The sequence below is a fragment of the Flavobacterium sp. CLA17 genome (assembly GCF_013112255.2).
GTDB classification, from domain to species: domain Bacteria; phylum Bacteroidota; class Bacteroidia; order Flavobacteriales; family Flavobacteriaceae; genus Flavobacterium; species Flavobacterium circumlabens.
This window is the reverse complement of the sequence record NZ_CP068294.1, coordinates 788801-809415: the sequence shown is the minus strand read 5'-3', so window position 1 is coordinate 809415 and position 20615 is coordinate 788801. Positions and strand designations below refer to the sequence as shown.

At 37.4% G+C, this 20615-nt stretch carries 16 protein-coding genes, 2 tRNA genes and 2 rRNA genes; 4 read left to right on the top strand and 16 right to left on the bottom strand.

Features of this window, described 5'->3' with window-relative positions; all coding sequences use genetic code 11:
* Positions 1-127: 127 nt before the first annotated feature.
* The 6 genes from HAV12_RS03400 to HAV12_RS03375 all read right to left on the bottom strand — a co-directional run bounded on the left by HAV12_RS03400 (position 128) and on the right by HAV12_RS03375 (position 7856).
* Positions 128-3011 (bottom strand): 23S ribosomal RNA (locus tag HAV12_RS03400).
* A gap of 185 nt (positions 3012-3196) precedes the next feature.
* Positions 3197-3270, bottom strand: a tRNA-Ala gene (locus tag HAV12_RS03395).
* A 98-nt stretch (positions 3271-3368) separates the two neighbouring features.
* Positions 3369-3442: transfer RNA gene (locus HAV12_RS03390), tRNA-Ile, on the bottom strand.
* Between the two features lie 121 nt (positions 3443-3563).
* A 16S ribosomal RNA gene (locus tag HAV12_RS03385) occupies positions 3564-5077 on the bottom strand.
* The 16S and 23S rRNA genes sit together here with 2 tRNA genes alongside, the layout of an rRNA operon.
* A gap of 929 nt (positions 5078-6006) precedes the next feature.
* Positions 6007-7242: an ABC transporter permease gene (locus HAV12_RS03380; protein WP_171568466.1), complete on the bottom strand. Its 1236-nt coding sequence runs from the start codon at positions 7240-7242 to the stop codon at positions 6007-6009.
* Between the two features lie 119 nt (positions 7243-7361).
* Positions 7362-7856: a YkgJ family cysteine cluster protein gene (locus HAV12_RS03375; protein WP_171568465.1), complete on the bottom strand. Its 495-nt coding sequence runs from the start codon at positions 7854-7856 to the stop codon at positions 7362-7364.
* A 74-nt stretch (positions 7857-7930) separates the two neighbouring features.
* On the opposite strand from HAV12_RS03375, the gene HAV12_RS03370 reads away from it, so the two are divergent.
* A complete protein-coding gene (locus tag HAV12_RS03370; protein WP_171568464.1) occupies positions 7931-8638 on the top strand; it encodes a bifunctional 2-polyprenyl-6-hydroxyphenol methylase/3-demethylubiquinol 3-O-methyltransferase UbiG in 708 nt (235 codons plus the stop codon).
* Between the two features lie 17 nt (positions 8639-8655).
* Complete coding sequence (locus tag HAV12_RS03365; RefSeq protein ID WP_171568463.1) at positions 8656-9201, top strand: YfiT family bacillithiol transferase; 546 nt, start codon at positions 8656-8658, stop codon at positions 9199-9201.
* An 85-nt stretch (positions 9202-9286) separates the two neighbouring features.
* Here HAV12_RS03365 and HAV12_RS03360 read toward each other — a convergent pair whose 3' ends face one another.
* From HAV12_RS03360 to HAV12_RS03325, 8 genes are all read right to left on the bottom strand, one after another.
* Positions 9287-9919 carry a 7-carboxy-7-deazaguanine synthase QueE gene (locus tag HAV12_RS03360; protein ID WP_171568462.1) on the bottom strand — a complete coding sequence of 211 codons (633 nt, stop codon included), beginning with the start codon at positions 9917-9919 and terminating at the stop codon, positions 9287-9289.
* Between the two features lie 106 nt (positions 9920-10025).
* Positions 10026-11696 (bottom strand): tetratricopeptide repeat protein, encoded by a 1671-nt coding sequence (locus tag HAV12_RS03355; RefSeq protein WP_171568461.1) that lies wholly within the window; start codon positions 11694-11696, stop codon positions 10026-10028.
* Positions 11697-11712: 16 nt separating this feature from the next.
* Entirely contained in the window at positions 11713-12636 is a 924-nt protein-coding gene (locus tag HAV12_RS03350; RefSeq protein ID WP_171568460.1) for a PstS family phosphate ABC transporter substrate-binding protein, read from the bottom strand.
* Between the two features lie 2 nt (positions 12637-12638).
* Positions 12639-12869 (bottom strand): hypothetical protein, encoded by a 231-nt coding sequence (locus HAV12_RS03345; RefSeq protein ID WP_026983456.1) that lies wholly within the window; start codon positions 12867-12869, stop codon positions 12639-12641.
* Entirely contained in the window at positions 12869-13669 is an 801-nt protein-coding gene (locus tag HAV12_RS03340) for an energy transducer TonB (protein WP_171568459.1), read from the bottom strand. The genes HAV12_RS03345 and HAV12_RS03340 overlap by 1 nt, the downstream gene beginning before the upstream one ends.
* A 40-nt stretch (positions 13670-13709) precedes the next feature.
* The gene (locus tag HAV12_RS03335) at positions 13710-14267 is read right to left on the bottom strand and encodes a biopolymer transporter ExbD (protein ID WP_171568458.1); all 558 of its coding nucleotides are present in this window, start codon (positions 14265-14267) and stop codon (positions 13710-13712) included.
* Between the two features lie 19 nt (positions 14268-14286).
* Positions 14287-14913 (bottom strand): biopolymer transporter ExbD, encoded by a 627-nt coding sequence (locus HAV12_RS03330; protein WP_127340436.1) that lies wholly within the window; start codon positions 14911-14913, stop codon positions 14287-14289.
* Positions 14914-14958: 45 nt separating this feature from the next.
* Positions 14959-15783 (bottom strand): MotA/TolQ/ExbB proton channel family protein, encoded by an 825-nt coding sequence (locus HAV12_RS03325; protein WP_171568457.1) that lies wholly within the window; start codon positions 15781-15783, stop codon positions 14959-14961.
* A gap of 380 nt (positions 15784-16163) precedes the next feature.
* Between HAV12_RS03325 and HAV12_RS03320 the strand changes: the two genes are divergently transcribed.
* Positions 16164-17681, top strand: coding sequence for a helicase HerA-like domain-containing protein (locus HAV12_RS03320; protein ID WP_171568456.1), 1518 nt, complete (start codon positions 16164-16166; stop codon positions 17679-17681).
* 88 nt (positions 17682-17769) lie between these two features.
* Here the strand turns inward: HAV12_RS03320 and HAV12_RS03315 are convergent, their stop codons facing one another.
* A complete protein-coding gene (locus HAV12_RS03315; protein ID WP_171568455.1) occupies positions 17770-19113 on the bottom strand; it encodes an NAD(P)/FAD-dependent oxidoreductase in 1344 nt (447 codons plus the stop codon).
* A 508-nt stretch (positions 19114-19621) separates the two neighbouring features.
* Between HAV12_RS03315 and HAV12_RS03310 the strand changes: the two genes are divergently transcribed.
* Positions 19622-20215 (top strand): GNAT family N-acetyltransferase, encoded by a 594-nt coding sequence (locus HAV12_RS03310; RefSeq protein WP_171568454.1) that lies wholly within the window; start codon positions 19622-19624, stop codon positions 20213-20215.
* Positions 20216-20232: 17 nt separating this feature from the next.
* Here the strand turns inward: HAV12_RS03310 and HAV12_RS03305 are convergent, their stop codons facing one another.
* Positions 20233-20571, bottom strand: a complete 339-nt coding sequence (locus tag HAV12_RS03305; RefSeq protein WP_171568453.1) for a hypothetical protein — start codon at positions 20569-20571, stop codon at positions 20233-20235.
* Between the last annotated feature and the right edge of the window lie 44 nt (positions 20572-20615).

Sequence of the window (20615 nt, the reverse complement as noted above, 5' to 3'; positions counted from 1 at the left end):
TTGCAATTAATTAAAAATTTAGAATTAAAAATTAAAAAAATTGCAATAATATCTTAACATACTGAGATAAAGAAAGTTTTTTATTTTAGAAAGTTTCTCCCCGAGCCTTGCGGCCCGGGAAAAGGGTGTACATAAGCTTACGGATTATTAGTACTACTCGACTATGACATTACTGCCTTTACATCTATAGCCTATCAACGTGGTCATCTTCCACGATCCTTAAAAGAAATCTCATCTTGTGGTGGGTTTCGCGCTTATATGCTTTCAGCGCTTATCCCTTCCAAACGTAGCTACTCTGCGATGCTCCTGGCGGAACAACAGATACACTAGAGGTTTGTCCAATTCGGTCCTCTCGTACTAGAATCAGATCCACTCAAATTTCTAACGCCCACAGTAGATAGAGACCGAACTGTCTCACGACGTTCTGAACCCAGCTCGCGTGCCACTTTAATGGGCGAACAGCCCAACCCTTGGGACCTTCTCCAGCCCCAGGATGTGACGAGCCGACATCGAGGTGCCAAACCCCCCCGTCGATATGAGCTCTTGGGGGAGATCAGCCTGTTATCCCCGGCGTACCTTTTATCCTTTGAGCGATGGCCCTTCCATGCGGAACCACCGGATCACTATGCTCTACTTTCGTACCTGATCGACCTGTATGTCTCTCAGTCAAGCTCCCTTATGCCATTGCACTCTACGCACGGTTACCAAGCGTACTGAGGGAACCTTTAGAAGCCTCCGTTACTCTTTTGGAGGCGACCACCCCAGTCAAACTACCCACCAAGCAATGTCCCCCACGTTTGTGGGGTTAGGCCTCAGATAAACAAAGGGTTGTATTTCAACAATGACTCCACAACGCCTGGCGACGCCACTTCACAGTCTCCAACCTATCCTACACATCATTTATCCAAGGTCAATACTAAGCTATAGTAAAGGTGCACAGGGTCTTTTCGTCCCACTGCGGGTAAACGGCATCTTCACCGTTACTACAATTTCACCGAGCTCATGGCTGAGACAGTGTCCAGATCGTTACACCATTCGTGCAGGTCGGAACTTACCCGACAAGGAATTTCGCTACCTTAGGACCGTTATAGTTACGGCCGCCGTTTACTGGGGCTTCAATTCAATGCTTCTCCGAAGATAACATCTCCTCTTAACCTTCCAGCACCGGGCAGGTGTCAGGCCCTATACTTCATCTTACGATTTTGCAGAGCCCTGTGTTTTTGATAAACAGTCGCCTGGACCTCTTCACTGCGGCCCTGTATTGCTACAGGGCGACCCTTCTCCCGAAGTTACGGGTCTATTTTGCCTAATTCCTTAGCCATGAATCTCTCGAGCACCTTAGGATTCTCTCCTCAACTACCTGTGTCGGTTTACGGTACTGGTACTAATTACCTGAAGTTTAGAGGTTTTTCTTGGAAGCCCTTAGGCGCACTATCTCTTTGTCCGAAGACTCCGAGTACTATCGTATTTCCCCAAGCCGCGTGGATTTGCCTGCGCAGCTTATAGGTAGGTACTTCAACGAACTATTCCGTCAGTTCGCGGCGCTTTCATCACTCCGTCACCCCATCACAGTAATTAGTAGTACGGGAATATTAACCCGTTAGCCATCGACTGTCCCTTTCGGGTTCGCCTTAGGACCAGACTAACCCACAGCTGATTAGCATAGCTGTGGAAACCTTAGTTTTTCGGTGTGCGGGTTTCTCGCCCGCATTATCGTTACTTATGCCTACATTTTCTTTTCTAACCAGTCCAGCATACCTTACGATACACCTTCAACCCTGTTAGAATGCTCCCCTACCACTTAGAGTAAACTCTAAATCCATAGCTTCGGTAATATACTTATGCCCGATTATTATCCATGCTCGTCCGCTCGACTAGTGAGCTGTTACGCACTCTTTAAATGAATGGCTGCTTCCAAGCCAACATCCTAGCTGTCTGGGCAGACAAACCTCGTTCTTTCAACTTAGTATATATTTGGGGACCTTAGCTGATGGTCTGGGTTCTTTCCCTCTCGGACTTGGACCTTAGCACCCAAGCCCTCACTGTTATCAATCATTATATAGCATTCGGAGTTTGTCAGGAATTGGTAGGCGGTGAAGCCCCCGCATCCAATCAGTAGCTCTACCTCTATATAACTAAAATAACGCTGCACCTAAATGCATTTCGGGGAGTACGAGCTATTTCCGAGTTTGATTGGCCTTTCACCCCTACCCACAGGTCATCCGAAGACTTTTCAACGTCAACCGGTTCGGACCTCCACTGTGTGTTACCACAGCTTCATCCTGCCCATGGGTAGATCACACGGTTTCGCGTCTAACACTACTGACTAAAGCGCCCTATTCAGACTCGCTTTCGCTACGGATCCGTGACTTAACCACTTATCCTTGCCAGCAACGTTAACTCGTAGGCTCATTATGCAAAAGGCACGCCGTCACCCCACGAAAGGGCTCCGACCGCTTGTAAGCGTATGGTTTCAGGATCTATTTCACTCCGTTATTCACGGTTCTTTTCACCTTTCCCTCACGGTACTGGTTCACTATCGGTCTCTCAGGAGTATTTAGCCTTAGCGGATGGTCCCGCCAAATTCAGACAGGGTTTCACGTGCCCCGCCCTACTCAGGATACCACTATCTATTATACTCATTACTTATACAGGGCTATCACCTTCTCCGGCTTTACTTTCCAGTAAATTCTAATTCTTTGTACATAAAATGTCGTGGTCCTACAACCCCAACATTGCCGTAACAACATTGGTTTGGGCTAATCCGCGTTCGCTCGCCACTACTTACGGAATCACTTTTGTTTTCTTCTCCTCCGCCTACTTAGATGTTTCAGTTCAGCGGGTTTGCCCACCTATCGGTGTACTATGTCTTCAACATAGTGGGTTGCCCCATTCAGGTATCTACGGATCAATCGGTGTGTGCCCGTCCCCGTAGCTTTTCGCAGCTTATCACGCCTTTCATCGCCTCTGAGAGCCAAGGCATCCCCCATACGCCCTTATTTTGCTTATTGTACCAATCATAAAATCAATTATGACCGTTTTTTTTGTCTTTTACTATAAATAGTAAAAAACGCTTTCTACTTTTTATTATTTCTTATCTCAATATGTCAATGAACTTTGTTTAGCTATAAGCTTTAGGCATTACGCCTTAGGCTTTTTTGCTTACGGCTTAAAGCATATAGCTTAAAACCTTTTGTGGAGAATAACGGAGTCGAACCGTTGACCTCCTGCGTGCAAGGCAGGCGCTCTAGCCAGCTGAGCTAATCCCCCTTTTTAATTAAAAATTAAAAATCGTGAATTAAAAATTATGAACTTTTTGATCCTTAATCTTTCAACTTCTAAAATTTCCTTTTTTTAAGTTTAAATAGTTGTCTCGGACAGACTCGAACTGTCGACCCCTACATTATCAGTGTAGTACTCTAACCAGCTGAGCTACGAGACACTCTTATTCCTAAAATTTATTATTTGAACTAACAGCAAGAGTAAAATAGTCTTAAAATTAAAACCTTTAAAGCTTCTTCTTTTTTCCTCAGCGTGCACAAGTGCTAACACTAAGGCTCTAGAAAGGAGGTGTTCCAGCCGCACCTTCCGGTACGGCTACCTTGTTACGACTTAGCCCTAGTTACCAGTTTTACCCTAGGCAGCTCCTTGCGGTCACCGACTTCAGGCACCCCCAGCTTCCATGGCTTGACGGGCGGTGTGTACAAGGCCCGGGAACGTATTCACCGGATCATGGCTGATATCCGATTACTAGCGATTCCAGCTTCACGGAGTCGAGTTGCAGACTCCGATCCGAACTGTGACCGGTTTTATAGATTCGCTCCTGGTCGCCCAGTGGCTGCTCTCTGTACCGGCCATTGTAGCACGTGTGTAGCCCAAGGCGTAAGGGCCGTGATGATTTGACGTCATCCCCACCTTCCTCACAGTTTGCACTGGCAGTCTTGTTAGAGTTCCCGACACGACTCGCTGGCAACTAACAACAGGGGTTGCGCTCGTTATAGGACTTAACCTGACACCTCACGGCACGAGCTGACGACAACCATGCAGCACCTTGTAAATTGTCTTGCGAAAGATCTGTTTCCAAACCGGTCAATCTACATTTAAGCCTTGGTAAGGTTCCTCGCGTATCATCGAATTAAACCACATGCTCCACCGCTTGTGCGGGCCCCCGTCAATTCCTTTGAGTTTCATTCTTGCGAACGTACTCCCCAGGTGGGATACTTATCACTTTCGCTTAGCCACTGAAATTGCTTCCAACAGCTAGTATCCATCGTTTACGGCGTGGACTACCAGGGTATCTAATCCTGTTCGCTACCCACGCTTTCGTCCATCAGCGTCAATCAATTAGTAGTAACCTGCCTTCGCAATTGGTATTCCATGTAATCTCTAAGCATTTCACCGCTACACTACATATTCTAGTTACTTCCTAATAATTCAAGTTCAGCAGTATCAATGGCCGTTCCACCGTTGAGCGATGGGCTTTCACCACTGACTTACTAAACCGCCTACGGACCCTTTAAACCCAATGATTCCGGATAACGCTTGGATCCTCCGTATTACCGCGGCTGCTGGCACGGAGTTAGCCGATCCTTATTCTTACAGTACCGTCAAGCTGGTTCACGAACCAGTGTTTCTTCCTGTACAAAAGCAGTTTACAATCCATAGGACCGTCATCCTGCACGCGGCATGGCTGGATCAGGCTTGCGCCCATTGTCCAATATTCCTCACTGCTGCCTCCCGTAGGAGTCTGGTCCGTGTCTCAGTACCAGTGTGGGGGATCTCCCTCTCAGGACCCCTACCCATCGTAGCCTTGGTAAGCCGTTACCTTACCAACTAGCTAATGGGACGCATGCTCATCTTTTACCGTTGTGACTTTAATAATATCTCGATGCCGAGTCATTATACTATGAGGTATTAATCCAAATTTCTCTGGGCTATCCCTCTGTAAAAGGTAGATTGCATACGCGTTACGCACCCGTGCGCCGGTCTCTGGTTCCGAAGAACCATACCCCTCGACTTGCATGTGTTAAGCCTGCCGCTAGCGTTCATCCTGAGCCAGGATCAAACTCTTCATCGTATATTGTTGATCTGATTAATCAGATCGTTTTGTTATTCGAATCAGTCTCTATCGGTTCTTTCTAATCTCTCGATTATCTTACTCTTTATTCTTTTGCCTTAACATCTCTGTTAAAGCGGCTGTCAATTCAATATGTCTACGAACGTGTATTTCTTCTTTTCGCTTGTTTCTCAAAGCGGGTGCAAAACTACAACTTCTTTTTTAATTAGCAAGAACTTTATGAAGATTTTTTTTGAAACTTTTTTCAAGTCTCGCATCCTCCAAATCCCTACCAATCTATCAATGAACTTTCCGTGTTTTGCGGGGTGCAAATGTAACATCTGTTTTCAAATCTCACAAGCTTTTTTAAATCTTTTTTGAAAATAAATTTTCGTCTTGATTTGTAATGCCTGTCAGTATTTCGATGAACGTCTGTCGCTGTTGCGGGTGCAAAAGTAGTCCCTTTATTTACATTTACAAGGCTTTTACTTATATAATTTACATCTTTTTCAAAACTTTTTCTTAACTCTCTGATAACAGAGTTTTTACAAATTAAACATTTTTACCATTTGTAAGGAATTTCAACAGGTCTTTGCGATTAATCCAACCAACACTTTATCTTAGCCTCCCTTTTTAGCGGGTCTTCCAATTCTAAAGCGTTTTTCTGCCCTTTTAACAAATAACCTCTTTTGTCTTTCTTTGGGGCTAAACGGGGGTTTTCACGCCTGTATTGTTACGGAGCCTCTCAAAAAGCCGACTTTAAAGTCTTAGATCACGCAAAGGCGCAAAGTTTATTCTTTATACTTATATATACCTCTTTTCAAACCACCCCATAATGGAAATCCTTTTTTCTTTAAATTAATTATATACCTATAAACAAACCCGACAGGTTTTCAAAAAACTGTCGGGGTGCATATTCGAAATAGTACCTTTATATATAGAAATAGAAACTAATCAAAACGGATGGCTTTGACCGGAGATATTTTAGTAATTATATAGGACGGAATTAACAGCACCAAAAAACAGACGGTGATGGTTAGTAAATTTAGCAGCACTACATAAACCCAGTTAATATATACCGGTGCCTGGTTGACGTAGTAATTTTCAGGATTTAATTTAATGATTCCAAAATACTGTTGTACTAACAATAATGAGATTCCGATTAGGTTACCCCAGAAAAGCCCTCTTATAATAAGATAAAATGCATTGTATAGAAATATCTTTCTCACTGCCCAGTTGTTTGCACCCAATGCTTTTAATATTCCAATCATTTGTGTTCGCTCTAAAATAAGAACCAATAAAGCAACTACCATATTAATTGTAGCCACTATGATCATGATTGCAAGAATAACTATAATATTAAAATCGAAAAGTTGAAGCCAGTCAAAAATATAACTGTATTTCTCTATCATCGTTTTAGTATCTAGACTTGAGGAAGTCTGCTCGTAGATTTTATCTCCCGTTTCTTTAATTTCATCAAAATCTTTTACAAAAACCTCGAAAGCTCCAACCTGATCCGAATTCCATTTATTAATCCTCTGAATGTGGCGTATATCTCCAATTATGTAAGTTGCGTCAAAACTCTGAAAACCGGAATTAAAAATTCCTGTTATTTTGAAACGACGACTGTTTGGCATCTTGCCCTGCTCCTCTTTTATAAAAAAGGTATTGAAATTATCTCCGACTTTAAAACCTAATCGGTCAGCAAGAAACCTGGAAATGATAACTTCCTCGTTTATACCTTTAGAATAATCAGGCAATTTACCTTCTACCAAATATTCTTTTATCTTATTCCAATCGTAATCCAAACCAACTCCTTTGAAAATAATCCCCTCGAAAGAACTTTCTGTTCTAATGATTCCGGCTTTACTTGCAATTGCCTGTATGTGGCTCACTTCAGGAACGGATTTGAAATTGGGATAAAAATCCTGTTTTTTAGAAATTGGAATTATGGTTACTTCTGAATTATTGTTATCATAATTCGAAATAACAATCTGACCGTTAAACGCAGAAACCTTTTCGCGGATTTTTTGCTGCAGACCAATACCTGTTGCTACCGATACCAACATCATAATAATACCAATGGCAATAGCCGAAATAGCAATTTTTATAATTGGGGCCGAAATACTGCTTTTAAAATCCCTTGCAGTAATAAGTCTTTTAGCAATAAAATATTCTAGATTCAATTTTTAGTTATCTTTTATTAGTGTTTCGCTTTCGTCTGAGTCAAAAATACATTTAAAAAAGCAAACATGAATTGTTCCGAAAAACAATTATATTATATTTAAGTCCGGAAAAAAATTATTTATAACGGAAGTCGTTTCTTCATCTCCTCCACAATATTATATGCTGCCGGACAAATCGCAACATTTTTTAAAGTAAGATCTGAAATCTGATGAAACTTTTTACGATCCGTATGCGGAAACTCTCTGCATGCTTTTGGACGTACCTCGTAAATCATACAATAGTTTTCACTATCCAGAAAAGTACAAGGAACACTATTTAGCACATAATCTTTATCTTCATCCACGCGAAGGTATTGTTCGATAAACTGCTGCGGTTTTTGCCTGAAAGATTTCGAAATCCTTTCGATATCAGCCAGGGTAAACAAAGGACCTGTTGTTTTACAACAATTCGCACATTGCAGACAGTCTGTTTTCTTAAACTCTTTATCGTGCAATTCCTGCATAACATAGTCTAAGTTTTTAGGCTGTTTCTTTTTAAGCTTATCAAAATACTTTTTGTTTTCGATATGCTTATCTTTGGCTAACTTATTTAAGTTATTTAAAATTTGTTTCAAGTTTAAAATTTAAAGTTGATTTGCAAAATTAAACAACTTTAAACTTGAAACCGTAAACTTTGAACTAAAATACAATGAAAGATCTTTTTGGAAAAGCGATGTTCGACTTTCAAACCAATAATTCACCGGAAAACCTTATTACCGAAACTTCGATTTCTGAAAAAGATGAAATGAGTGTTGATTATTTATTCCGTTCTTATAATGAAATGCCAAAAATCGAGCAAAAGGCTTTACAAATGGCGAGTGGAAAAATTCTCGACGTAGGTTGCGGAGCCGGAAGTCACAGTTTATCATTACAAAATGACCGTAATTTGGAGGTTACTTCTATTGACATTTCAGAAAAGGCTATAGAAACCTGCAAACTTCGAGGTGTAAAAAATGCTAAGGTTCAAAACCTATTAGATGTTGAAGAAGAAAAATTTGATACGATCGTATTATTAATGAATGGTGTCGGCATTTTTGGAAAGATGAAAAATTGCAATCAATACTTATCAAAATTAAAATCACTATTACAGCCAGGCGGACAAATTCTATTAGACAGTTCGGATATTATTTATATGTTTGATGAAGATGAAGACGGTGGAAAATGGATTCCGTCCAGTACCGATTATTACGGCGAACTTGTTTTTAATATTTCTTATAAAGAAGAAAAAGAAGAACCTTTCAATTGGCTATATCTAGATTATAATACACTTCAGAATGCAGCTGTTGCGAATGGGTTAAAATGTGAACTTATTTTAGAAGGTGAACATTATGATTATTTAGCCAGACTTTCTATTTAATATTAGATTTTTAATTTATGGAAAATTCAGATTTAGAAAAATTAAAGTATCCGATAGGCAAATTTATTGCTCCTTCAGCCTATTCAAAAGAATATCTTTTAGAAAAAATGGAGGAAATTGCACAATTCCCGGAAAAACTAAAACAGGAAACGTTTTCTTTATCAGATGAACAACTTGACACGCCGTATCGTCCAGGCGGATGGACGGTTCGACAAGTAATTCATCATTGTGCCGAAAGTCATATGAACTGTTTTATAAGAATCAAATGGGCTCTCACTGAAAACAATCCTGTAATAAAAGCATATGATGAAGTTTTATGGTCTGCATTACAAGATAATTTAGCGATGCCAATACAACCTACTTTATCTTTATTGGAAGGATTACATTTTAGATTGGCTTATCTCCTGAAAAGTTTATCTGAAACCGATCTCGAAAGAAGCTTTATACATCCCGAAAATAATTCTGAAATTAAGATAAAACAAATGATAGCCACTTATGCCTGGCATGGAAATCATCATTTGGCTCATATCATTACTCTGAAAAAAGATAAAAACTGGATATAAACAGCAGTTGTTTCATTTTTACACATTGTGTATACTTCTAAAAACAAAAAGCGCTTCCATGGAAGCGCTTTTTGTTTTGTCTGATTTAAGGAATATTCAAATATTTATGTGTTTGGAGCGAAACTCTCCATTTTGGATGATTCATTACATAGTCTACAATCAATGGGGTCATTTCTTCTTTTTTGCTCCATTCGGGCTGAAGAAATAAAATAGCATTATCATTTACCAATTCAGCTTGTTCCTCTGCAAATATAAAATCATGTTTATTGTATATAATCACTTTTAACTCATGGGCGTTATCGTATACGGTTTGAGTTGGCAATTTATTCTTTTTAGGAGAAAGACAAATCCAATCCCAGGTTCCGGATAACGGATAAGCACCAGAAGTTTCAATGTGAACTTTTAAATTCCTGTCTTTTAATTGTTGCGTCAACAAAGTCATGTCCCACGTTAAGGGTTCTCCACCAGTAATTACGACAGTATCTGCGTAGGCCGAAGCATTTTTTACAATTAAATCAACACTTGTTGGCGGATGTAATTCTGCATTCCAGCTTTCCTTCACATCACACCAGTGACAACCAACATCACAACCTCCAATTCTTATAAAGTAAGCAGCAGTTCCTGTATGAAAACCTTCTCCCTGAATCGTATAAAACTCTTCCATCAAAGGCAACATAGCACCTTTATTCACTTCTAATTGTATTTCTTTAGCTAACATTATTTTATTTTAAAGTGCAAAGATAGTCAATTAAATACGGAACATAAAAAAACCGATAGTTCAAAGCGAACTATCGGTTTTTTATTTACTATAATTAGAGCTTAGATTATTTTAAAGCTTTTACAGATTGTGCAGCATAAGTGTTTGCTGGATCTAAAGCTAAAGTCTTATTGAAATATTCAACTGCTTTAACTTTATCAGTATTAGCATAACTGGCACCAATACTATTGTAAGCTTCCACTATTTTCTTAACTGTTGCAGGTTTTGCCAATTCTTCAGCACCTTTTGCAGTTGTTTTAGTTACATACTCTTCGTAGTTCTTAATGATTAAATCATCTTTTTCAAGCAAGTTATTGATTCTTCCTTTGTATAAGTACGCTTCATCATAAGTAGGAGAAGCAACTAAAACTCTGTCGAAAGCAGCTTCTGCCTTAGCTAATGCTTCAGCATTTGGAGCAGTACCTGCAGGTTTATTTACATTAGCATAATAAAGTGAAATACCATAATAAACATTATCATCTAAATAATTTTTAGATTCACTGTTATTAACAGCAAGTTCAAAAATAGTAGCAGCTTGTGCAAACTGTTTTTTACCAAATAATGCTTTTCCTAAATCAGCAAGTTCTTCTACTACTAGAGGCTCTAGTTCAATTGCTTTTTTGATATCAGCTACACCGGCATCAAAAGCTGCCTGATCCACAACACCTTCAGCGTTAGTTCCTTTTTTAATTTTAGATAAACCTAAATACAAATAGTCTCTACCGATTACTTTGTTTGAAGGTACTTTGATAAAATCTTCAATAGATTTAATTGCTACATCAACATTTCCGTTTTCGTAAGCAGCATATCCTAAATATCTGTAAATTCTTGGATTAACTTTATCCTCAGCAATCATCTTATTTGCAACAGTTTCTAAAGTTTTGTAATCTTTCACTAAGATTAAGAAATCCGCATGACGCATTTTAGAATCTAAAGAGTAATCTGTAAGACTTAAATACTTCTCATAGTTTGTAATTGCATTTTGCATATTAACTTTGGCAGTAGATGTTTTATTTCTTCCCCATTTGTAATATGTTTCAGCTAATTCTCTATAAACAGGACCATAATTAGGATTTAACGCAATAACTTCATTAAAAGCTTTAATTGCTTCTTCGTATGATTTAGCTCCTTTTAATAAAACTCCTAATTGCATTTTTGCTCTTAAAAGTTTTGGATCTGCTGTAAACGCATCACGATATGCTTTATAAGCATCATTTTGATTACTTGCTCCGTAATAAGCATCACCGATTGCCAAAAGTGCAGAAGGATTTTGAGGTTCGATTGCTAAAGCTTTTTGTAAGCTGGTAATGGCACTTTTATAATCAGGATTTACTGAATTCATATAAGCTCTACCAATGTAAATAAATTCATTTACATCCTTACGTTTAATATCTTTTGTTGCTAAAGCAAAATTAGCCTGAGCTCCGGCTGCATTTTTACTATCAAGATCTAATTGACCTAGTCCAATGTAGTTTAAATTTTTCTTGTCAGATGCTTCTAATCCATTTAGGTAATAGATTTTAGCTGAATCCATGACAGATTGATTTAAGTATACATTACCCAACACAAAATTTGCCTCACCGTCAGATGGTTTTGCTTTAATAATTGATTTCAGCAACGATTTTGCTTTTTGAAATTGTTCAGCATCAATTGCTTTTTTAGCTTCGTTGATGTCTTGCGCTTTTGCAACAGAAGCTGATGCAACTAAGGCAAGACTAAAAATTTTAAATTTATTCATCTTTATAGTAATTAATTTATTCTTTATCTTTTATAATTTCTTTTCTAATACTAAGTTTTCTACCCGGAGTTCTAACAGGCAACAATCCCGATTTTAGAACAATACGCTGTCCAATGTCTCCAGATATAAATGAGGCCAGTCCCATTCCTAACCCAGTATACCCCTGACAATTTATAATATACAAATCACGTGCCAAAGGGTATTTCAATTCAGCAAGATCATTTTGAGTCGGGCTATAGTACTTATCACTATTTAGACCTTTAACACTCAGAACATTTATATTCTTTAATACATCATCCATATTTGCCGATGGTTGTGAAAGCCAATTCATGCCAATAATTCCAATCATACCATCATTCTCCGAAACGAATTTAATCACTTCGTCGTTAGTTTTAAAAGAAAAGACACCTTTTGCAGGCAATTCTTTTACTTTGGCTAATTCTTTCATATAACGTACTGTACTTGAATTTGGATTATCAAATACCAGACCGTCAAATCTTGGATCAGACTTACCCTGCATAAAATCAATTACTGTCTTCAACGCAATTAATGTATCATTATTACTTTTGTTTGAAATAAAAGCAATAGCATCTGTTCCGAAAGGCGTAACCCTAGGCTGAATTTTACTTTTCTTAAATCTTGTCAATTCTTCTTTTGTAAGATTTCTGGTAGTAACTACAACTTTTGTACGTTGGTTTAATAAATCATTTATTAATTCTGATTCAGATTTAGGAGTTATTGAAATTTTCGAACCATAGTAAGTTCCCTCAAAAACAGCTACCTGATCTTCAATAATCGGTTTTACTGTCTCATCTACGGTAATATCAAGTGCCCCTTTTAAAATTGTCTCTTTATCAGCTTCATTTTTACTTTTTTGGTTGCACATGGCAAACAAAAAAACAAAAACAACCAAACCTGCAACTTTGCTATATTTCAACATACTTATTCTGCGTTTGAATTAATTAATCTCAAAAAACGAATTGCCGAATAAACGATCAGCAATCCTCCAAAAGCATATCTATATTTGGGTTCCATATCCAATGGAAGTTTCTTCCAGAACATAATCATTAAACCCAGTACAAGATATATTAAAAAAAACAGTATTCCTAAAACAAGAAGAAATCGCTCTTTGAGCGATTTCTTCTGAATATTATTAAGCATATCTTTTAACATTATTCTGCAGATTGAATAGTAATAGGAAGAGAGTAAAGTACTCTAACTTTTTTACCATTTTGCTCGCCGGGAGTCCATTTTGGACATTTTTTAAGAACACGAATTGCTTCTGCTCCTGTACCGTAACCGATATCCCTTAAAACTTTAATGTCGGTTAATGAACCGTCTTTTTCAACTACAAAAGTAACATATACTTTACCTTTTAAACCTTCTTCTTCAGGAGTTTTATAATTGTTTCCTACGAACTTGTAGAATTTTTCAATACCTCCCGGGAAATCAGGTTTTACCTCGATACCAGCTGTATTATAAACATTATTATCTTCCTGTATGATTTCAGTTACCGGTCCTTTACCAACTGGTTCATCTACAGTTAAAACTGCATCCGGATCTCCTTTGATAGTTTCGTTACCTACTTTCTTATCCTTAAGATCCACAATTTTTGGTGGGTCTTCAGTAATTTCATTTGCTTTGGCAACTACCGGTTTCACAAACTTAACCTGATCCACTTTTGGTGGCGGTGGTGGTGGTGGTGGTTGATTTGGCTTAATCTCCTCTTTTTTAGGAGCAATCTTTACTGTCGCAATTTTAATATCGTTATTCACTACCTCTTCCTCAGAATCCGGTAACAAGCTTGCAATAAGAGGAGCTGCAACAGCAAAGCTAAAAATAACTGAACCAATAATAAGCGCCTTTATAGTCGTATTACGGTTCGATTTTCTTAACTCATATGCACCATATATCTTATTACGCCCTTCGAATACGATATCAAGCCACTGATTTTTAATTATATCTAATTTCATTTTTCTTGAGTATTAGGGTATCAATAAAACAAGATCGCTCTTATTTTTTTTCTACCAATTTTGTTTCTTCAGGTGAAAACTCAGGAACGATAGCATAAGTCTCAACTCCGGTGATAGCCATTTCATCCAAGATATCAACCAAATTGCGGTAATTTGATTTTTTAGTTGGCTTAATAATAACTATAATTCCATTTTTAGGTTTTCCTAAAGCTGTAGAATACGCCAAAACTGCTCTTTTTTGAGTCAATAAAACTTTACGAATTCCGTTTTTACCATAAGTGATATCTTTTGGTCCAACTTTAGGAGTTGCAAGCAATCCCATATAATAAACCATCTTATTATCACCCGCCAGCATTACAGTCATCGTACGGTTCTCATCTACTTTGGTATCCTTCGTATCTTTCTCATTAGGATCTTTATCTGGCAGAGACAAATCCATCGATTGAGGTTTTGACAACGATGTGGTTAACATAAAGAATGTGATCAATAAGAATGCCAAATCCACCATTGCCGTTAAATCGACCTTAGAATTCTGCTTTTTACTTCTTACTTTACCACCTTTTCCGCCACCACCGTCGCCGGTATTTAATTCAGCCATTTTAGTGTATCTTTTTTAATTAAAAGTTTTTATCTCTCATACCAGTAACTAAGTTAAAGGAATTGATTTTCTGATCTTGTAAAATATCCATGATCTTTCTGATTTGTGGATATTCTTCTTTAGCATCACCTTTTATTGCAATTTGCAATTCTTTGTTATCAATATCAATCGCAGCTCTTCTTGAAACCAAAAGCCAGTCTTTTAATTGATTGTTTAAAGAATCCATTGGAATTCCAGGTTGATTAGCTTTAGTTCTATCAGACGCTTTCATGTCGATGATTTGCTTTAAATTTGCTAATGGCACACCAAAGTCATCCATTAAAGCAAATTTAGTTTTATCTTCTTCTGAGAAAGTCACACCTAATTTTGCTCCCATTCCTTCAAGAGTTCTTTTACGAATCTCTCTTCCTTTAATGTCAAAGAACACTTTACTTTTTCCGTCTGCGCCTTTACCTATTGTAATAATAGCTAAATCCGTATCAGGCAATTTAGTTTGAGCAACAGAAGAAGGCATATCTACAGGAAGTGCTTCCGGCACTTTAGCTGTAGCAGTCAAAATAAAGAACGTAAGCAAAAGGAACGCAACATCGCACATGGCAGTCATATCTGTCGATGTTGACTTTTTTTTCATTTTTAATTTAGCCATTCTCTTTTATTTTATTATTTTGATAGTATTAATATCAAAAATTAATTATTGTTTCAAACTTCCTCTGAATCTTCTGTAAGTGTTTACGATTGTAGTACCAGCCTCATCGATAGAGTAAGTTAAATCATCAATTTTAGCTGTAAAGAAGTTGTAAGATACAATTGCAAGGATTGAAGTAGAGATACCTGTTGCAGTGTTGATAAGTGCTTCAGAAATACCTGTTGCAAGAGCAGCCTGGTCTGGAGTTCCAGCAGAAGCTAACGCACCAAACGCTTTAATCATACCAGATACAGTTCCTAATAATCCTCCTAAAGTTCCCAATGATACTAAAGAAGAGATGATAGTCATATTTTTTTCTAACATTGGCATTTCTAATGAAGTTGCCTCTTCGATTTCTTTGTGGATTACTTCTGAAGCTTCTTCACTGTTGAATCCTTCTTTTTTAACGTCCTGGTATTTAATTAAAGCAGATTTAATTGCATTTGCAACTGAACCTTGTTGTTTGTCACATGAAGCGATTGCAGCTTCGATGTTACCTTCTTTAATACTTCCCTGAACGCTTTTCATGAATTTATCTAAATTAGCTTTTCCAGCTGCTTTTCCGATAACGATAAATCTTTCAATTGAAAATACAACAACCATTAAAAACATACCTAACAAAACTGGTACAATGAATCCTCCTTTATATACCTGACCTAATGTATTGATTGGATGACCAGTTTCAGGATTCCCTCCCTCGAAGTTAGAAGCATCTCCCATGATTACTTTCCAAATAAAGACCCCAACCAAAATACACGCAACAATAATGATTCCAGTAATCATTCCTCCTCCATTTGAAGTACTTTCTTTTTTAACTTTAACGTTTGCCATTTTTTTTAATTTTAATAGTTTTAAATAATTTTTATTTTTTAGTTATATTTAACTTGTAGAGGAGCAAATTTATACGTTTAGTTTAAATAAAAAAACTTTTTTTAATTTTATTGAAGGAAATTTAACGTCAATTTAAAAAATATCTCATTAAATTGCCACCGTTGTTTTTTAGATAAAACAAAAAACAGGATGATTTCTGGGAAAATTACAACGTTTTAGTAAATATTCAAACATTCCGTTGATATCTTCTTAAAAAGTTGCGAAATTATTTTTTGTTTTATTTTTAACAGCGAAAAGCTTTTTCCTACTAAAAAAAACTAAGCCAAATTGTTAAAAAACAAAGCAAAACTCTTATAATCATCTAAATTACAAATAAAATCATGAATAAAAAAGATAATTTCGTTCAGGAAATAAACAATGGCTATTCATCAAAAGGGGACAGTATTATTCTGGGAGGCGCCATTCTTGACGGAGAACCACTTGCTGAAGTGCATGTCAAAATTCCTTTAAAAACCTTAAACAGACACGGATTAATAGCAGGCGCAACCGGTACCGGGAAAACGAAAACTATTCAGGTTTTTTCAGAACAATTATCGAATGCCGGAATTCCTGTTTTAATGATGGACATAAAAGGTGATTTTAGCGGAATTGCAAAAGAAGGAAAAGAAGAAGGTTTTATTACAGAACGACATAGCAAAATAAATATACCTTATAATGTAGCTGCATTTCCGGTTGAACTAATGTCTTTATCTAAACAAAACGGAGTCCGTTTACGCGCTACAGTTTCAGAGTTCGGCCCTGTCCTTTTTTCCCGAATTTTGGATTTGAATGATACGCAGGCCGGAGTGGTATCTGTAATCTTCAAATATTGCGATGACAATCAGATGCCTTTGCTTGATTTGAAAGACATCAAAAAAGTCATCAATTTTATTACGGAGGAAGGAAAAGATGAGATTACCGCTTCTTACGGCAAAATTTCAACCGCTACGACCGGAACTATTCTGAGAAAAATAATTGAATTGGAACAACAGGGAGGAGATTTGTTTTTCGGGGAATTATCTTTCGAAATTGATGATTTGATGCGAATTGATAAAAACGGAAAAGGCTACGTAAACATCATCCGTTTAACGGATATTCAGGATAAGCCTAAGTTATTCTCTACTTTTATGCTGAGCTTACTGGCCGAAATTTATCAGCAAATGCCTGAAAAAGGAGATGCCGATCAGCCTGAACTGGTCATTTTTATTGATGAGGCGCATTTAATTTTCAACGAAGCCAGCAAGGCTCTTTTAGAACAAATTGAAACGATTGTAAAACTGATTCGTTCTAAAGGGGTTGGTGTTTATTTCGTTACCCAAAACCCGATGGATGTTCCGAGTGGTGTTCTGGCGCAATTGGGATTAAAAATCCAGCATGCCCTTAGAGCATTTACAGCAAATGACAGACAGGCAATTAAAAAAACAGCGGACAACTACCCTACTTCTGTCTATTACAAAACAGATGAATTACTTACCAATTTAGGAATTGGAGAAGCACTGGTAACCGCATTGAATGAAAAAGGAATTCCAACACCGCTTGTAGCCACCATGATGCGCGCACCCATGAGCCGAATGGATATTTTGTCTGCCGATGAAATTGAGGCCATCAACAACAAATCGAAATTGGTAAAAAAGTACAGTGAAGAAATGGATCGCGAAAGTGCCTACGAAATCCTGACTAAAAAAATTGAAAGCGCTAATCAGGCTGCTGCTGAACAGGAAGAACAAGCTCCGGTAAGCTCCTCAAAATCAGAACAAAGCACAGCAAGTGTTGTTACTAAATCTGTTTTAAAAGTGGTTACAAGTGCTACTTTTATCAGAGGTGTTTTTGGAGTTCTTTCGAAAATATTCAAGAAGTAAAAAAACTAACCATATAAGTTATATAAGTTCATTTAATCTACACGCACGATTTTTATATGAACTTATATAACTTACATGTTTTAAAACATTACGCTTTTTGCAACAGCTCCAGAATCTTATTTTCGATTTCGGTAGTATTCCACTTATTTTCAATATTATCGAGTTTTAAGATCTCGTCCATAATTCCGTTCTGGAAATCTCCAATTGCCAAAGCTTCTGCGTAGGGACGGTCGCTAAAGGTTACGCGACTGTATAACGGAATCCATTTATCGGGGTGTTTATCTGAAAATGCTTTTTCGATTTTCTTTTGCAGCAAGAATTTTTCATCCGCCGTTTTCGTGCTCATTTCCATAAAATTACGATACGAAAGTTCCGCAATTGCATCAGCATTGGGTTTACGTGAAATCTGATATTCGAAGAACACTTTTTTCCAGTCATCGCCGTACTTTTCAATCATTTCATTTAAAACCGTAATATCTTCAAAACCTGCATTCATTCCTTGTCCGTAAAACGGAACAATAGCGTGACAGGCATCTCCCATTAAAGCAATTTTATCTTCATATGTCCACGGAAAACATTTCATGGTAACCAGAGTACTGGTTGGATTTTTAAAGAAATCTTCTGCCAGTTCGGGAATTACTTCTATTGAATCCGGGAAGTTTTTCTCGAAGAAATCTTCTACCATTTTGCGGTCTGTTAAGGAGGCAAATGAATTTTCACCCTCAAAAGGCATAAACAGCGTACAGGTAAAACTGCCATCAAGATTCGGAAGCGCGATTAACATGTATTCGCCGCGCGGCCAGATATGAAAAGAGTTTTTATCTAATTTATGTGAAGCATCTGAATTTGCGGGAATATTTAATTCTTTGTAACCCATATTCAAAAATTCCTGCGAATAATTGAACATACTCTGGCGCTGCATTCGGTGTCTGATTCTGGAAAAAGCGCCATCGGCACCAAAAACCATATCAAATTTCTTCTCCTCCCACTCTCCTCTTTCGGTTTCGCCAATATGAAGCGTTGCATCACTCAGCGTCACATCCCAGATTTTCTGATCGAAGAAAAATTCTGCTCCGGCTTGTTCTGCAAGGTCGATCATCTTCCTGTTCAGCGTTCCCCGTGAAATCGAATAAATCGATTCGCCTTCCTGACCGTAATTCTGAAAATTGAGTTTATCAACCAAATGAATGGCGCGTTTGTCCATGGGAATTGCGATTTCTCGAACCGAATCACCAACGCCAACACCATCCAGCGCTTTCCAGCCTCTGTTAGACATCGCCAGATTGATGGAACGTCCCGAAAAATTTATTTGACGGATATCAGGACTACGATCATAAACATGAACGGTGTGACCTGCTTTTTTAAGATAAATTGCCAAAAGTGATCCTACCAATCCAGAACCGACAACAGCAATTTTAAGTGGAGTTTGCATCAAAAATAATCTAAATAATAAGATCGTAAAAATAAGTAATAATTCTACAAGAGCTTAAAAATAAAGGAAATATTTATGATTTATATGGGCATGACCCGCCGAAAAAAGCGGGTCGGGCTATCCACTGTATCTTTTGTGGCTGACAATAGCACCGCGCATTGCCACAAAAGGATGCCGTTTCAAATGAAATTCACTGAACTCCAATTAAAATAAAATTATGTGAAGTAATCCCTCATGCAACTCTGTTTTTCATAACAAATTCTCGTTTTTAATGATTTATTTGCCATTTGGAAAAGACTATTTTCGCTAAAGAAATAATCTCGCAAAGGCGCAAAGCTTTTTTCTATTTCGACCGAAGGGAGAAATCACAAAAGAAATTAGACAAAGATTGTTGACTTTCTTTACGGAGTTTCTAATGCGATTTCTCCCTTCGGTCGAAATGACAGCACGCTTTGAAAACTTTGCGACTTTGCGTCTTTGCGAGGAAATTCCAACCAAAAAAAAACTTATGAGAACAGAATTATTACAAACAAATATTATTTTAGAAAACGAGAAAGTCCTACTGCTTCCCTTTGAAGACGAAAGAAACATCGAACTCAAAGCTATCATTATTGATGACGAAATATGGAAATACATGGGGATGTATGTCCGAAATGATCTTGATTTTGAAAATTATATTACAAATACGTTAAAACAAAAAGCAGCCGGAATTTGTTATCCGTTTTTGATTATCGACAAAGCCACCAACAAAGTGGCCGGAAGTACCCGTTACGGCTACTTAAACCAGACAAGCCAAAAATGCGAAATTGGCTGGACCTGGTACGCAAAAGAATTTCAGGGAACGAGTTTAAACAAAGCATGTAAGTTTGAATTATTGAATTTTGGCTTTGAAAATATCCAATTCAGAAGAATACAATTTAGTGCTGATCTTGAAAATGAAAGATCCCAAAGTGCGATTGAAAAACTCGGTGCCTTAAAAGAAGGGATCTTCCGAAACAATTACGTTGATTCTGAGGGAAAAAGCAAAGACGATGTTTACTACAGTATCATTATTGAAGAATGGGCTGCAACTAAAAGAAACTATTTCACGGAATTTCTCTAAAATTCAAATCTGATTTTCTACTGCTCAGCCTTTCGATCAATAGCATTTTTATGAAATTCATCCAGTAACTGCATCTCTTCGTCCGGAAGAAGCTGTAAGGCCATTTCAAGCAAAAGCAGTACATCAATTCCTGACTCAGATGCAGAAGAATAACCAGAATTATCATTTTTTAGCGCACAAATACTTGCTTTAAGCAGACAGGAAACCATTAGATTTAATTCGTTATACGAAGCTGTTTTTAATGTGACATTAAACAAATCCCCATTGCTGTTATCGGACTTTAGTTTTGTAAAATATTTCATGTTTTTTACTAATTTTAAAAAATCGGTGGCGGACTCTTCTTGTTTTGTTTTCATTTTTTTGTTTTTAATTTATTAATTGACGTAAAAATCCTACTTTT

Coding starts and splice junctions, on each gene's coding strand:
- HAV12_RS03370 (WP_171568464.1), top strand. CDS start 7,931: ATGAAAGATCTTTTTGGAAAAGCGATGTTCGACTTTCAAACCAATAAT.
- HAV12_RS03365 (WP_171568463.1), top strand. CDS start 8,656: ATGGAAAATTCAGATTTAGAAAAATTAAAGTATCCGATAGGCAAATTT.
- HAV12_RS03360 (WP_171568462.1), bottom strand. CDS start 9,919: ATGTTAGCTAAAGAAATACAATTAGAAGTGAATAAAGGTGCTATGTTG.
- HAV12_RS03355 (WP_171568461.1), bottom strand. CDS start 11,696: ATGAATAAATTTAAAATTTTTAGTCTTGCCTTAGTTGCATCAGCTTCT.
- HAV12_RS03350 (WP_171568460.1), bottom strand. CDS start 12,636: ATGTTGAAATATAGCAAAGTTGCAGGTTTGGTTGTTTTTGTTTTTTTG.
- HAV12_RS03345 (WP_026983456.1), bottom strand. CDS start 12,869: ATGTTAAAAGATATGCTTAATAATATTCAGAAGAAATCGCTCAAAGAG.
- HAV12_RS03340 (WP_171568459.1), bottom strand. CDS start 13,669: ATGAAATTAGATATAATTAAAAATCAGTGGCTTGATATCGTATTCGAA.
- HAV12_RS03335 (WP_171568458.1), bottom strand. CDS start 14,267: ATGGCTGAATTAAATACCGGCGACGGTGGTGGCGGAAAAGGTGGTAAA.
- HAV12_RS03330 (WP_127340436.1), bottom strand. CDS start 14,913: ATGGCTAAATTAAAAATGAAAAAAAAGTCAACATCGACAGATATGACT.
- HAV12_RS03325 (WP_171568457.1), bottom strand. CDS start 15,783: ATGGCAAACGTTAAAGTTAAAAAAGAAAGTACTTCAAATGGAGGAGGA.
- HAV12_RS03320 (WP_171568456.1), top strand. CDS start 16,164: ATGAATAAAAAAGATAATTTCGTTCAGGAAATAAACAATGGCTATTCA.
- HAV12_RS03315 (WP_171568455.1), bottom strand. CDS start 19,113: ATGCAAACTCCACTTAAAATTGCTGTTGTCGGTTCTGGATTGGTAGGA.
- HAV12_RS03310 (WP_171568454.1), top strand. CDS start 19,622: ATGAGAACAGAATTATTACAAACAAATATTATTTTAGAAAACGAGAAA.
- HAV12_RS03305 (WP_171568453.1), bottom strand. CDS start 20,571: ATGAAAACAAAACAAGAAGAGTCCGCCACCGATTTTTTAAAATTAGTA.